This window comes from Stutzerimonas decontaminans (genome assembly GCF_000661915.1).
GTDB classification, from domain to species: Bacteria; Pseudomonadota; Gammaproteobacteria; order Pseudomonadales; family Pseudomonadaceae; genus Stutzerimonas; species Stutzerimonas decontaminans.
Map to the genome: position 1 here is coordinate 1 of NZ_CP007509.1, position 14563 is coordinate 14563.

A 14563-nucleotide genomic window follows, 5' to 3' on the forward strand; every position below is an offset into this window, starting at 1 on the left:
TTCGCTATGCCTTCCACCGCGGTACCGCGCAGCCGAGTTGTTGTGGATAACCGAGGGGCGCGCAGCTACAATGGCCGCCGTCTTACCACGACAGAGTCGATAGGAGTTTCCGTGTCGGTGGAACTTTGGCAGCAGTGTGTTGAGCTTTTGCGCGATGAACTGCCTGCTCAGCAATTCAACACATGGATTCGTCCACTTCAGGTTGAAGGCGACAGCGATGAGCTGCGTGTCTATGCGCCCAACCGTTTCGTGCTCGACTGGGTCAACGAGAAGTACCTGTCGCGCCTGTTGGAGTTGCTATCCGAGCGCTCGAGCGGAATGGCTCCGGCGCTTTCTCTGTTGATAGGTAGTAAGCGAACCGCTGCGGCAGCGCTACCCTCTGCAGCCGTTGCTGCGCGTGCCCAGCCGCAGTCAGTCGCAGTCAGCGCACCGACGACGCCATCGCCAGCCCGTTTCGAGCCTTTGTCGGCGGACACCAGCGAACCCGAACAACCTCGGGGGGAGCGGAACGTTCAGGTGGAAGGCGGCCTTAAGCACACCAGCTACCTGAACCGCACCTTTACCTTCGAAAATTTCGTCGAAGGTAAGTCCAACCAGTTGGCCCGGGCGGCTGCCTGGCAGGTAGCCGACAACCCCAAGCACGGCTATAACCCGCTGTTTCTCTATGGCGGTGTCGGCCTGGGTAAAACCCACCTGATGCACGCGGTGGGCAATCACCTGCTCAAAAAGAATCCGAACGCCAAGGTGGTGTACCTTCACTCCGAGCGTTTCGTGGCTGACATGGTGAAAGCGCTGCAGCTCAACGCGATCAATGAATTCAAGCGCTTCTACCGCTCAGTGGATGCGCTGCTGATCGACGATATCCAGTTCTTCGCCAAGAAGGAGCGGTCGCAGGAAGAGTTCTTCCATACCTTCAATGCGCTGCTCGAGGGCGGCCAACAGGTCATTCTCACTAGCGATCGCTACCCGAAAGAGATTGATGGTCTAGAGGAACGTTTGAAATCGCGCTTCGGCTGGGGGTTGACCGTCGCGGTCGAGCCGCCTGAGCTGGAAACCCGTGTCGCGATTCTGATGAAGAAGGCCGATCAGGCTAAGGTCGATCTGCCTCACGATGCGGCATTCTTCATTGCCCAGCGCATCCGTTCCAATGTCCGTGAGCTGGAAGGTGCACTGAAGCGGGTGATTGCCCACGCGCACTTCATGGGGCGCGATATCACCATCGAGCTGATTCGCGAATCCCTGAAGGACTTGCTGGCGTTGCAGGATAAACTGGTCAGCGTCGACAACATCCAGCGCACCGTGGCCGAGTACTACAAGATCAAGATTTCCGATCTACTGTCGAAACGGCGTTCCCGTTCGGTGGCGCGCCCGCGTCAGGTGGCGATGGCCCTGTCGAAAGAGCTGACCAACCACAGCCTGCCGGAAATCGGCGATGCATTCGGTGGGCGGGATCACACCACGGTTCTGCACGCGTGCCGTAAGATCGCCGAACTGCGGGAAACCGACGCGGATATCCGCGAAGATTACAAGAATTTGCTGCGAACTTTGACAACCTGAGTGCTACCTAATCTATAGGCAAGGGACCAGACCATGCATTTCTCCATTCAGCGCGAAGCCCTGTTGAAACCCCTGCAGCTGGTTGCTGGCGTCGTCGAGCGCCGTCAGACCTTGCCGGTGCTGTCCAACGTTCTGCTTGTGGTGCAAGGCCAGCAACTGTCGCTGACCGGTACCGATCTTGAGGTCGAGCTGGTTGGTCGCGTGGCACTTGAAGATGCTGCCGAGCCGGGCGAGATCACCGTTCCGGCGCGCAAGCTCATGGATATCTGCAAGAGCCTGCCGAGCGACGCGTTGATCAGCATCCGTCTGGATGATCAGAAAGTCGTGATCAAATCCGGGCGCAGCCGTTTCACTCTGTCCACCTTGCCGGCCAATGACTTCCCTACTGTGGAAGAGGGCCCAGGTTCGCTTTCCTTCAGCGTCGAACAAGGCAAGCTGCGCAAGCTGATCGAGCGCAGCAGCTTCGCCATGGCGCAGCAGGACGTTCGCTATTACCTGAACGGCATGCTTATCGAGGTTTCCAACGGCATGTTGCGCGCCGTGGCGACCGATGGGCATCGTCTGGCGATGTGTTCGATGCAGGCGGGTATCGAACAACCCGATCGGCATCAGGTGATCGTGCCGCGTAAGGGCATTCTGGAACTTGCTCGCTTGCTCAACGACCAGGACGCTGAAGTCAGCATCGTCCTGGGCCAGCATCATATCCGCGCCACTACTGGCGAGTTCACTTTCACCTCGAAGCTGGTGGACGGCAAGTTCCCGGACTATGAGCGCGTGCTGCCGCGGGGCGGTGACAAATTGGTGGTAGGCGATCGCCAGTTGCTGCGCGAGGCGTTCAGCCGCACGGCGATTCTGTCGAACGAGAAATACCGTGGTATTCGTCTGCAGTTGGAAAGCGGCTTGCTGAAAATACAGGCGAACAACCCGGAGCAGGAAGAAGCAGAGGAAGAAGTGGCAGTCGACTACAACGGCGGCTCTCTGGAAATCGGTTTCAACGTCAGCTACCTGCTCGATGTGCTGGGTGTGATGACCACCGAGCAGGTTCGTCTCATTCTTTCCGATGCAAACAGCAGCGCGCTGGTCCAGGAATTCGACAACGACGACTCTGCATACGTCGTGATGCCGATGCGCCTGTAATTCTGCTTAATGTCCCTTAGTCGTCTCTCCGTCACCGGGGTCCGCAATCTGCACCCGGTGACGTTGTCTCCTTCTCCTCGCATCAACATCCTTTTCGGTGACAACGGCAGCGGTAAAACCAGTCTGCTCGAGGCCATCCATCTGCTTGGCTTGGCGCGGTCTTTTCGCAGCATCCGGCTCAACCCCGTAATCACGTACGAGCAATCTGCTTGCACCGTCTTCGGTCAGGTGGATTTGCCCGATGAGCATAGTCGCGCGCTCGGTGTCTCGCGTGATCGAAGCGGTGAAGTCCGGATCCGTATCGACGGAAATAGCGTGAGGTCAGCAGCCGAACTCGCCGATACGCTCCCGCTGCAGCTAATCAATCCCGACAGTTTCCGCCTGCTCGAAGGCGCGCCCAAGCTGCGGAGGCAGTTCTTGGATTGGGGTGTGTTCCACGTGGAACGTCGTTTTCTGACCTCCTGGCAGCGCCTGCAGCAGGCCCTGCGGCAACGTAACTCGTGGCTGCGGCATGGTACACTGGACGGCGCTTCGGACGCGGCCTGGAGCCGCGAGCTGACCCTCGCCAGTGATGAGATCGACGCCTATCGGCGGGCCTATATACAGGCACTGAAGCCGGTCTTCGAGACCACGCTTAAAGCGTTGCTGGAGCTGGATGGATTGAAGCTTAGCTATTACCGCGGATGGGACAAAGACCGCCCATTGGCGGATGTACTTGCTTCGTCGTTGGAGCGGGATCGTGCGTTGGGACATACCCAGTCAGGTCCGCAGCGTGCCGACCTCCGACTGAAAGTTGGCAATCACAATGCGGCTGAAGTGTTGTCGCGCGGCCAGCAGAAGCTTGTTGTCTGTGCGTTGCGCATCGCTCAAGGCCATCTCGTCAGTGAGGCCAAGCGCGGGCAATGTATTTATCTGGTCGATGACCTGCCGTCCGAGTTGGACGCTCAGCATCGGCTGGCGCTGTGCAAGTTGCTCGAGCAACTTAACTGTCAGGTTTTTATCACCTGTGTAGATTCAACCGTTTTGCAAGCAGGCTGGCAGGAACAGACGCCAGTCTCAATGTTTCACGTGGAACATGGGGAAATCACCCAGGTCCACGGCCCCTCGGGAGTGAAGGCATGAGCGAAAACCACACGTACGATTCGTCGAGCATCAAGGTACTCAAAGGCCTCGATGCAGTGCGCAAGCGCCCTGGCATGTACATCGGCGATACCGACGACGGCACCGGCCTGCACCACATGGTCTTCGAGGTCGTGGATAACTCGATCGACGAAGCGCTGGCCGGCCATTGCAGTGACATCTCCATCACCATCCATACCGATGAGTCCATCACCGTTCGTGACAACGGTCGCGGTATCCCGGTGGATATCCACGAGGAAGGTGTTTCGGCGGCCGAGGTCATCATGACCGTGCTGCACGCTGGTGGTAAGTTCGATGACAACTCCTACAAGGTATCCGGCGGACTGCACGGCGTAGGTGTTTCGGTGGTCAACGCGCTGTCAGAGGAGTTGATGCTGACTATCCGCCGCGAGGGAAAAGTGTGGGAGCAGCTCTACCGTCATGGTGTGCCCCAGGCGCCGCTCGCCCCGGTCGGTGAAACCGATTCCTCGGGCACGCAAATCCATTTCAAACCGTCAGCAGAGACGTTCCAGAACATCCATTTCAGCTGGGACATTCTGGCCAAGCGTCTGCGCGAGCTTTCCTTTCTGAACTCTGGCGTCGGTATCGTTCTGCGTGACGAACGTACTGCCAAGGAAGAGTTATTCAAATACGAGGGCGGTCTGAGCGCCTTCGTTGCCTACCTGAACACCAACAAAACGCCGGTCAACGAGGTGTTCCACTTCAACGTTCAGCGCGACGACGGCGTTGGTGTCGAGGTGGCGCTGCAGTGGAACGACAGCTTCAACGAGAACATTCTCTGCTTTACCAACAATATCCCGCAGCGCGACGGCGGCACCCATTTGGCCGGTTTCCGCTCCGCGCTGACGCGAAACCTGAACAGCTACATCGAGCAGGAAGGCCTGGCCAAGAAGCACAAGATCGCCACTACCGGCGACGATGCCCGCGAAGGTCTGACCGCGATCATTTCCGTGAAGGTTCCGGATCCTAAGTTCAGCTCGCAAACCAAGGACAAACTAGTTTCCTCGGAGGTGAAAACCGCCGTGGAACAGGAGATGGGCAAGCACTTCGCCGACTTCCTGCTTGAGCATCCAAGCGAAGCAAAGGCAGTGGTTGGCAAGATGATCGACGCTGCCCGTGCTCGCGAAGCTGCGCGCAAGGCACGGGAAATGACCCGGCGCAAGGGCGCTCTGGATATCGCCGGCCTGCCGGGCAAGCTCGCAGATTGCCAGGAAAAGGATCCTGCGCTGTCCGAACTCTACATAGTGGAGGGTGATTCTGCGGGTGGCTCGGCCAAGCAGGGCCGTAACCGCAAGACCCAGGCAATCTTGCCGCTCAAGGGCAAGATCCTCAACGTCGAGAAAGCACGCTTCGACAAGATGATTTCTTCCCAGGAAGTGGGCACGCTGATTACCGCTCTGGGCTGTGGTATCGGCCGCGATGAATACAACATCGATAAACTGCGCTACCACAACATCATCATCATGACCGACGCCGATGTCGACGGTTCGCACATCCGGACTCTGCTGCTGACGTTCTTCTTCCGTCAGCTGCCTGAGCTGATCGAGCGCGGTTACGTGTATATCGCTCAGCCGCCGCTGTACAAGGTCAAACGCGGCAAGCAGGAGCAGTACATCAAGGACGATGAGGCGATGGAGGAATACCTCACTCAGTCCGCTCTGGAAGACGCCAGCCTGCACGTTAACGAAGGCGCCCCGGGGCTTTCTGGCGGAGCGCTGGAGAAGCTGGTCAACGATTACCGCACGGTGATGAAGACGTTGCAGCGGCTGTCACGTCTGTACCCTCAGGAACTGACGGAACACTTCATCTACCTGCCGCGTGTGCCTGTAGAGCAACTGGCCGATCACTCGGCGATGCAGGCATGGCTCGAGCAATACAGCGCGCTGCTCAAGGTTGGCGAACGCTCCGGTTTGATCTACAACGTCAGCCTGCGCGAGGACAAGGAACGCCATCTGTGGCTGCCGGAAGTGGAGATCAGTTCGCACGGCCTGGCTAGCTACATCACCTTTAACCGTGACTTCTTCGGCAGCAACGACTACCGAACCGTTACGGCGCTTGGCGAGAAGTTGAACAGCCTGCTCGAAGAAGGCGCCTACGTTCAGCGGGGCGAGCGCAAGAAACAGGTGTCCACCTTCAAGCAAGCACTTGAATGGTTGATGGCCGAAGGCACCCGCCGCCATAGCGTTCAGCGATACAAGGGACTGGGCGAAATGAACCCGGATCAGCTGTGGGAAACCACGATGGACCCGAACGTGCGGCGCATGCTCAAGGTAACTATCGAGGATGCGATTGGTGCGGATCAGATCTTCAATACCCTGATGGGCGATGCTGTCGAGCCGCGTCGAGATTTCATCGAAACCAACGCTCTGGCTGTGTCGAACTTGGACTTCTGATTTTCGGATTTCTAGATCAGCAGACATTAGCCAATGCAGCACCAAAACCCCGGTCCCTCAAAGGTCGGGGTTTTTTGTTATTGGAAGATAGGCTGTCTAAATCGTCTCGACTGGTTTAATCAATTTAGAAATCATCCCTTCCCGGAGTAAGGTTGCTCTATCCGAAATTCATAACCTTACCGAGCCCGTAGGGCAGGACAATTCACGAGGACAGTTGCCAATGTTGGACACCAATCTCAAGACCCAGTTGAAAGCCTACCTGGAGAAGGTCACCCAGCCCTTCGAGATCGTCGCGTCCCTCGATGACGGCGAGAAATCCCGGGAAATGCTGAACCTGTTGCAAGACATCGCCGGCCTCAGCGACAAGATCACCCTCAAGACCGACGGCGACGATGCACGCAAGCCGTCGTTCTCGCTCAACCGCATCGGCGGCAACATCAGCCTGCGCTTCGCCGGCATCCCCATGGGCCACGAGTTCACCTCGCTGGTGCTGGCCTTGCTGCAGGTCGGTGGCCACCCGTCGAAGACCGCGCCGGAAGTGATCGAGCAGATCAAGGCGCTGGAGGGCGACTACAGCTTCGAAACCTACTTCTCGCTGTCGTGCCAGAACTGCCCGGACGTGGTCCAGGCACTGAACCTTATGGCCGTGCTCAACCCGAACATCAAGCACGTGGCCATCGACGGCGCGCTGTTCCAGGACGAAGTCGAGGCGCGCCAGATCATGTCGGTGCCGAGCATCTACCTCAACGGCGAGCTGTTCACCCAGGGCCGCATGAGCGAAGAAGAAATCCTTGCCAAGCTCGACACCGGCTCCAGCGCCCGTGATGCCGAGAAGCTCAAGGCCAAGGACGCCTTCGACGTGCTGGTGGTCGGCGGTGGCCCGGCTGGCGCCGCAGCGGCCATCTACGCCGCGCGCAAGGGCATCCGCACCGGCGTAGCAGCCGAGCGCTTCGGCGGCCAGGTGCTCGACACCATGGCCATCGAGAACTTCATCTCGGTGAAGGAAACCGAAGGCCCGAAACTGGCCCGCGCGCTGGAAGAACACGTGCGTGAATACGACGTCGACATCATGAACCTGCAGCGCGCCAGCAAGCTGATTCCGGCTGGCGACGACGGCCTGCACCGCGTGCAGTTCGAAAACGGCGGCGAGCTCAAGGCCAAGACCCTGATCCTCGCCACCGGCGCCCGCTGGCGCGAAATGAACGTGCCGGGCGAGCAGGAATACCGCGGCCGTGGCGTCGCCTACTGCCCGCACTGCGACGGCCCGCTGTTCAAGGGCAAGCGCGTGGCGGTGATTGGCGGCGGCAACTCCGGCGTGGAAGCGGCCATCGACCTGGCCGGCATTGTCGCCCACGTGACCCTGCTCGAGTTCGGCGAAGAGCTGCGGGCCGACGCCGTACTGCAGCGCAAGCTGTTCAGCCTGCCCAACGTCCGCGTGCTGAAGATGGCGCAGACCACCGAGGTCAAGGGCGACGGCCAAAAGGTCACCGGTCTGGTCTACAAGGACCGCAGCAGCGAAGACATGCACACCGTCGAGCTGGAAGGCATCTTCGTGCAGATCGGCCTGCTGCCCAACAGCGAATGGCTCAAGGGCACCCTGGAGCTGTCGCGCTTCGGTGAGATCATCGTCGATGCCAAGGGCCAGACCAGCATCCCCGGCGTGTTCGCCGCCGGTGACGTGACCACGGTGCCGTACAAGCAGATCGTGATCGCTGTCGGGGAAGGCGCCAAAGCCTCGCTGAGCGCTTTCGACCACCTGATCCGCAGCTCCGCACCGGCCTGATCAAGGCGCAAAAAGAAAGGGGAGCAGCCGCGAGGCTGCTCCCCTTTTTGCTTCGTAGCGACGTGTTGCGATCAGTCCTGATGCAGCACGCAGCGATTGCGGCCGCCGTGCTTGGCCTGGTACAGCGCGCGATCCGCCTGCTGCAGCAGGCGTTCGTAGTCCGGGTGGCCGTCGTGCACTGCCATACCGATGCTGACCGTCACCTGCAGCACGTCGCCACTGGAAAGACGGAAGTGTTCGCGGGCGATGCGTTCGCGCAGCTTCTCCGCCGCCGCCAGTGCCTTGTTGGCATCGATGTCCACCAGCACCAGCAGGAACTCTTCGCCACCCAGGCGGAACGCGTAGTCGCCGCCACGGGTGTTGCTCGCCAGCAATGCGCCGACCTGCTGCAGGACCTGATCACCGGCTTCGTGGCCGTAGGTGTCGTTGATGCGCTTGAAGTGATCGACGTCGATGGCCAGCACGCCGAAGGTGTTGTTCGACTGACGCGCGTAGAGCACTTCCTTGGCCATTACCACCGGCAGGAATTTGCGATTGAGCAAGCGCGTCAGCACGTCACGGCCGGCTTCCAGGTCATTGGCTTGCTCGAACAGGCTGTCGAGCAGGAATTTGATCGAGCGAGTCTGTTCGCGAATCTGATGCAGCTTGGCCAGGCGCTCGCCAGTATCCTGCAGCGTAGCGATCGCCTTGAGTTCCTCGTCGATGCGCTCGATGTAATCGAGGATGCTCGCGCTTTCCGGCGAACCCTGGAACGCGTGGGATGCCTTGTGGCGAAACCACAAGCCGAACTCGGAACCGGCCAGCTGTGGCAATGCTCCGCTCAGGTTGCCGATCGCCAGATCGAACATCAGCTGGTTTTCCCAATCGAGCAGTGCCGCGCGCTGACGTTCCTTCTCGACGCCGATATTCTGTGACACGGAGAACAGCCGATAGGCTTCCTCAGCACGGGAGTTGCGATCGTGGGACTGGGAATAGGCGAAGCAGATGATTTCCACGGCCAGGTCGATCAGATCGGCGCCCATGCGGGCAGCCTTGCGCCGCACCGGCTCGTCGAGATCGCGCTCTTCCAACAATTGGCGCAGCCGACCCTTCAGCGAGCGGGAGCCGCGCAGTACCAGGCTGACCGGAATCTCGATACGCGCATGGATGTCGCCGACCTTGCGCTGCAGGTCGACCACGGCGTCGAGGTCGCTATGGGCGGTCGAGGAGCACACCGTGACGATCCACTTCTGCATTGATTTGCCGAGGCGACTCTTCACCTGCTCGTGGGACAGGAAGCTGGCCGAGTGCGGGTCGGCCAGCATCTGCGAATAGAAGTGCTCGGCCAGTTCGGCGCTTTTCTCTTCGGCAACGGCATGCAGTGCGGCAGCCGCTTCGGTCGGGTAGCCGTCGAGTAGGCGCAGCCATTCGGCGACCAGCTGGTGGTTGGGTATTTGCTGCATAGGGGACTCGCTAAGATGGGTGGACGTCCCTGCCCTGCCCCGGCGTATTGATCAGAGGGTCGCGCGACTCTGAGCTTCAAGCTCGCTGACCCGTGCGTTGATCCAGTCTTCGGCGCGCTGGTTCAGCTCGGCGATGGCGCGCGGACTTTCGCTGTCAGCGAACATGGGCTGGCCGATAACGACCTGAATGGTGCCGGGTCGCTTGCCCCAGCCTGCCTTCGGCCAGAACAAGCCGGCGTTGTGCGCGATGGGCAGCACCGGCAAACCGGCGTTCACCGCCAGTGCGGCGCCGCTGCGCGAGAACTTGCCCTGCTGGCCGACCGGTACACGGGTGCCTTCGGGAAAGATCAGCACCCAGGCGCCCTGCTCCAGACGCTCGTGACCCTGCTTGGCAACCTGGCGTAGCGCCGCCTTGGGGTTGTCGCGATCGATGGCGATCGGCTTGAGCAGCATGATTGCCCAGCCGAAGAACGGCACCCGCAGCAGCTCGCGCTTGAGCACCTGGGTCAGCGGCTCGAAGTAGGCCGAGAGGAAAAAGGTCTCCCAGGTGCTCTGATGCTTGGCCAGGATCACGCAGGGGCGCGCTGGTACATTCTCCGTACCATGCACCTCGTAGTGCAGGCCTACCAGCGTCTTGCCCAGCCATACGGCACAGCGGCACCAGTTCTGTACCACGAAGCGATAGCGCGCGCGGAACGCCATGAACGGGGCGAACACCAGACTCACCAGGCACCAGGCGAACGCGGTGAACGCCAGCATGAAATAGAACAGGGCGATACGAACGGGTAACAGGAGGCTCATCGAGAACTCTCGAGTAGATGATCGACAACAGCGGCCAGGTCGTCGAAGACCTGGGTACCTGGCGGCAACGTACCTTCCAGGGTGCGCAGGCCCTTCCCGGTTCTGACCAGGTAGGGCACGCCGCCGAGCAGCATGCCGGCATGCAGATCGCGGTGGCTGTCGCCAACCACCGGCACGCCCTTCAGGTCCGCCAGGCCGAAGTGCTCGGCAATGCTGCGAAACATTCCAGGCTTCGGCTTGCGGCAGTTGCAGCCATCGTCCGGACCGTGCGGGCAGTGCACGATCAGATCGATACGTCCGCCCTGCTCCATCACCAGCTGCTGCATCTTGAAATGCATGTCACCGAGGGTGCTGAGGTCGAACTTGCCGCGCGCGACGCCCGACTGGTTGGTGGCCACAGCCACCGTCCAGCCAGCCCTGCATAGCCGCGCGATGGCTTCCAGCGAGCCGGGAATGGGGATCCACTCCTCCAGCGACTTCACGTACTCGTCGGAGTCCTCGTTGATCACGCCATCACGGTCCAGCACGATCAGCTTCACGGGCTTAGCCAAGTGCGGAAATATCGGCAACGCCAAGGAACAGTCCTCTCAGCCGGGCCAGCAAGGCATAACGGTTGGCGCGCACCGAAGCATCTTCGGCATTCACCAGCACCGCCTCGAAGAAGGCATCCACCGGGCCACGCAGGTGCGCCAGACGCTCCAGCGCCTCACGGTACTGACGCGCCGCGGCGAGCGGTTGCACCGCCTGCTCGGCCTGCTGGATCGCCGAGTACAGCGAGAACTCGGTGGCGTTGTCGAACCAGCGCGGCTCGACCGCTTCCGGCAGCTTCGCATCGAACTTGCTCAGCAGGTTGGAGACGCGCTTGTTGGCTGCGGCCAGTGCTGCAGCCTCCGGCAACGTGCGGAAAGCCTGTACGGCCTGCACGCGCTGATCGAAGTCCAGCGCCGAGCCCGGCTGCACGGCACGCACCGATAGGTAGGCGGCGACGTCGACGCCTTCGTCCTCGTAGCGCGCACGCAGGCGATCGAAGATGAACTCCAGGACCTGATCGGCGAGGCCGGCCGACTTGACCTGCGTACCGAACTGGCCGATGGCGAAGTTCACTGCCTCGACCAGATTCAGGTCCAGCTGCTTCTCGATGAGGATGCGCAGCACGCCAAGGGCGGCACGGCGCAGGGCGTAGGGGTCCTTGGAGCCGGTGGGCAACATGCCGATGCCGAAGATGCCGACCAGGGTGTCGAGCTTGTCCGCGACCGCCACGGCGGCGCCGGTCAGAGTAGTCGGCAATTCGCCACCGGCGCCGCGCGGCATGTACTGCTCGTTCAGCGCCAGCGCCACGTCTTCCGGCTCGCCGTCATTGAGCGCGTAGTAGTAACCGGCAACGCCCTGCATTTCCGGGAACTCGCCAACCATTTCGGTGGCCAGGTCGCACTTGGAGAGCAGACCGGCGCGGGCGGCACGTTGCTTGTCGCCACCGGTGCGTTCGGCGATCAGACCAGCCAGGCGCGAGACGCGTTCGGCCTTGTCGAACACGGTGCCGAGCTGGGCCTGGAACACCACGTTCTTCAGGCGCTCGTTGAAGCTGTCGAGCTTCTGCTTCTTGTCCTGCTTGAAGAAGAACTCGGCGTCGGTCAGACGCGGGCGCACGACCTTCTCGTTACCGGAAACGATCTGCGCCGGGTCCTTGGATTCGATGTTGGCCACGGTGATGAAACGCGGCAGCAGCTTGCCGTTGGCATCCAGCAGGCAGAAGTACTTCTGGTTGTCCTGCATGGTGGTGATCAGTGCTTCCTGCGGCACTTCGAGGAAGCGTTCCTCGAACGAGCAGACCAGCGGCACCGGCCACTCGACCAGCGCGGTCACTTCATCGAGCAGCGCCGGCGGCACGATGGCCGTACCGTTCTGCTCGGCAGCCAGCTGCTCGACGCGCTTGGCGATCAGCTCGCGGCGCTCGGCGAAGTCGGCGATCACATGGGCGCCACGCAGGTCTTCCAGATAGCTGGAAGGCTTGGAAATGTGCACCTGGCCCGGGCTGTGGAAGCGGTGGCCGCGGGATTCGCGACCGGCACGCTGGGCGAGGATCTCGCAATCGATCACCTGCTCACCGAAGAGCATCACCAACCACTGGGTCGGGCGAACGAATTCTTCCTTGCGTGCGGCCCAGCGCATGCGCTTGGGGATCGGCAGATCGTTCAGCGAAGCTTCGACGATACCTGGCAGCAGCTGGCTGGCGGGCTGGCCTTCAATGGTACGGCTGAATTTGAGTTTCGCGCCGCTGCGATCGATCTCGGCGAGGTCGACGCCGCACTTGCGGGCAAAGCCCAGGGCGGCCTGGGTCGGCTCGCCGTCGGCGTCGAAGGCGGCCTGCATCGGTGGGCCGTCGAGGTTGATGCTGCGATCAGGCTGCTGCGTGGCCAGCTGCTCGACCAGCACCGCCAGGCGCCGGGGTGCGGCATAGGCCTGCGCCTTGACGAAGCCCAGGCCGGCGTCCTTCAGGCCCTTCTCGATACCGGCGCAGAAGGCTTCGGCCAGCTTGGCGAGCGCCTTCGGGGGCAGTTCTTCGGTACCCAGTTCGACGAGGAAATCCAGTGCACTCATTCTGCAGCCTCCAGCTTCGCCAGCACTTCGTCACGCAATTCGGGGGTGGCCATGGGGAAGCCGAGTTTGGCGCGGGCCAGCAGGTAACTCTGGGCGATCGAGCGCGCCAGGCTGCGTACGCGCAGGATGTATTGCTGGCGAGCGGTGACCGAAATGGCGCGGCGGGCATCAAGCAGGTTGAAGGTGTGCGAGGCCTTGACCACCATTTCGTAGGCCGGCAGCGGCAGTTCGGCGGCCATCAGGCGGTTGGCTTCGCTTTCGTAGAAGTCGAAGAGTTCGAACAGCTTCGGCACGTTGGCGTGCTCGAAGTTATAGGTCGACTGCTCCACTTCGTTCTGATGGAACACGTCGCCATAGGTCACGGTGCCGAACGGACCGTCGGCCCAGATCAGGTCATAGACCGAGTCGACGCCCTGCAGGTACATGGCCAGGCGCTCGAGACCGTAGGTGATCTCGCCGGTGACCGGATAGCACTCGACGCCACCAACCTGCTGGAAGTAGGTGAACTGGGTGACTTCCATACCGTTGAGCCAGACTTCCCAGCCCAGACCCCAGGCGCCGAGGGTCGGCGATTCCCAGTTGTCTTCGACGAAACGTACGTCGTGCACCGAGGTGTCGACGCCGATGCGGCGTAGCGACTCCAGATACAGGTCCTGGATGTTGTCCGGGTTGGGCTTGAGCACCACCTGGAACTGGTAGTAGTGCTGCAGACGGTTGGGGTTCTCGCCGTAGCGGCCATCGGCCGGGCGACGCGAAGGCTGAACATAGGCGGCGTTCCAGGTCTCGGGACCGATGGCGCGCAGGAAGGTGGCGGTGTGGAATGTACCGGCGCCCATTTCCATGTCATAGGGCTGCAGGACCACGCAACCCTGCTCGGCCCAGTAGCTTTGCAGGGCGAGGATCAGGTCTTGGAAGGTGCGCACGGCAGGCGTAGTCTGGCTCAAAATTTCACCTGTGCTGGGCTTCGACAGAAAGCCTCGAAGTATACCCCCCGCATGGTCGCGCTTGCGATGGTTTCGGCCATCGGACGAGGCCTGCGCAAGGAGACTGCATGCCACGTTGCGCCTGGTGCGGCACGGATCCGCTGTACATCGACTACCACGATCGCGAATGGGGCGTCCCCGTGCGCGACCCGCAGGTCCTGTTCGAATTCCTCTTGCTCGAGGCCTTCCAGGCCGGGCTTTCCTGGATCACCGTGTTGCGCAAGCGCGAGCGCTACCGGCAGGTGCTGTTCAGTTTCGACGCCGAGCGCCTGGCGCGCATGAGCGATGCCGAGATCGACGAGCGCATGCAGGACCCTGGCATCATCCGCAACCGGCGCAAGCTCGAGGCCGCGCGCAGCAATGCTCATGCCTGGCTGAAGCTGGAAGATCCGGTGGATTTCATCTGGTCCTTTGTCGGCGGCGACCCGAAGATCAACCGCTTCGAGCGCATCGATCAGGTCCCTGCCGTCTCGCCCGAGGCGGAGGCCATGAGCAAGGGCCTGAAGAAAGCCGGCTTCAGCTTTGTCGGGCCGACCATCTGTTACGCCTACATGCAGGCCTGCGGCCTGGTCATGGATCACCTCACCGACTGCGAGCGGTATGCCGTGCTGGCTGGCACCGAATGATCCACCGCAGGGCTGCGTTGCCAAGATGCAGGGCATTGCGACGGCTGCGCCTGAAAGCTGATCACGGTTGCAGGTAGACTAGGCAACCTGAAAATTTCGGAGT

11 protein-coding genes are annotated in these 14563 nt (G+C 61.2%); 6 read left to right on the forward strand and 5 right to left on the reverse strand.

Annotation, left to right across the window (positions count from 1 at the left end):
- The first annotated feature begins 111 nt into the window (after nucleotides 1–111).
- The 5 genes from dnaA to ahpF all read left to right on the forward strand — a co-directional run bounded on the left by dnaA (nucleotide 112) and on the right by ahpF (nucleotide 8010).
- On the forward strand, nucleotides 112–1557 hold the full coding sequence (dnaA, locus tag UIB01_RS00005) for a chromosomal replication initiator protein DnaA (protein ID WP_038655664.1): 1446 nt from the start codon (nucleotides 112–114) through the stop codon (nucleotides 1555–1557).
- Between the two features lie 33 nt (nucleotides 1558–1590).
- Nucleotides 1591–2694, forward strand: coding sequence for a DNA polymerase III subunit beta (gene dnaN / locus UIB01_RS00010; protein ID WP_038655665.1), 1104 nt, complete (start codon nucleotides 1591–1593; stop codon nucleotides 2692–2694).
- A gap of 9 nt (nucleotides 2695–2703) precedes the next feature.
- Entirely contained in the window at nucleotides 2704–3816 is a 1113-nt protein-coding gene (gene recF / locus UIB01_RS00015) for a DNA replication/repair protein RecF (RefSeq protein ID WP_038655667.1), read from the forward strand.
- Nucleotides 3813–6227, forward strand: a complete 2415-nt coding sequence (gene gyrB, locus UIB01_RS00020) for a DNA topoisomerase (ATP-hydrolyzing) subunit B (protein ID WP_038655669.1) — start codon at nucleotides 3813–3815, stop codon at nucleotides 6225–6227. The genes recF and gyrB overlap by 4 nt, the downstream gene beginning before the upstream one ends.
- Before the next feature lie 220 nt (nucleotides 6228–6447).
- On the forward strand, nucleotides 6448–8010 hold the full coding sequence (gene ahpF, locus UIB01_RS00025) for an alkyl hydroperoxide reductase subunit F (protein WP_038655671.1): 1563 nt from the start codon (nucleotides 6448–6450) through the stop codon (nucleotides 8008–8010).
- Between the two features lie 71 nt (nucleotides 8011–8081).
- Here ahpF and UIB01_RS00030 read toward each other — a convergent pair whose 3' ends face one another.
- Genes UIB01_RS00030 through glyQ form a run of 5 tightly spaced genes read right to left on the reverse strand, consistent with a single transcriptional unit; the run spans nucleotide 8082 to nucleotide 13795 of the window.
- Nucleotides 8082–9452, reverse strand: a complete 1371-nt coding sequence (locus UIB01_RS00030) for a GGDEF domain-containing protein (RefSeq protein ID WP_038655673.1) — start codon at nucleotides 9450–9452, stop codon at nucleotides 8082–8084.
- 51 nt (nucleotides 9453–9503) lie between these two features.
- On the reverse strand, nucleotides 9504–10253 hold the full coding sequence (locus UIB01_RS00035) for a lysophospholipid acyltransferase family protein (protein ID WP_038655675.1): 750 nt from the start codon (nucleotides 10251–10253) through the stop codon (nucleotides 9504–9506).
- Nucleotides 10250–10792 carry a D-glycero-beta-D-manno-heptose 1,7-bisphosphate 7-phosphatase gene (gmhB, locus tag UIB01_RS00040; RefSeq protein WP_038655677.1) on the reverse strand — a complete coding sequence of 181 codons (543 nt, stop codon included), beginning with the start codon at nucleotides 10790–10792 and terminating at the stop codon, nucleotides 10250–10252. Before gmhB ends, UIB01_RS00035 begins: the two co-directional genes overlap by 4 nt.
- A gap of 4 nt (nucleotides 10793–10796) precedes the next feature.
- A complete protein-coding gene (glyS, locus tag UIB01_RS00045; RefSeq protein ID WP_038655679.1) occupies nucleotides 10797–12851 on the reverse strand; it encodes a glycine--tRNA ligase subunit beta in 2055 nt (684 codons plus the stop codon).
- Nucleotides 12848–13795, reverse strand: a complete 948-nt coding sequence (gene glyQ, locus UIB01_RS00050) for a glycine--tRNA ligase subunit alpha (RefSeq protein WP_003284253.1) — start codon at nucleotides 13793–13795, stop codon at nucleotides 12848–12850. Before glyQ ends, glyS begins: the two co-directional genes overlap by 4 nt.
- A 107-nt stretch (nucleotides 13796–13902) precedes the next feature.
- On the opposite strand from glyQ, the gene UIB01_RS00055 reads away from it, so the two are divergent.
- Entirely contained in the window at nucleotides 13903–14460 is a 558-nt protein-coding gene (locus tag UIB01_RS00055) for a DNA-3-methyladenine glycosylase I (RefSeq protein WP_038655680.1), read from the forward strand.
- Nucleotides 14461–14563 lie beyond the last annotated feature (103 nt).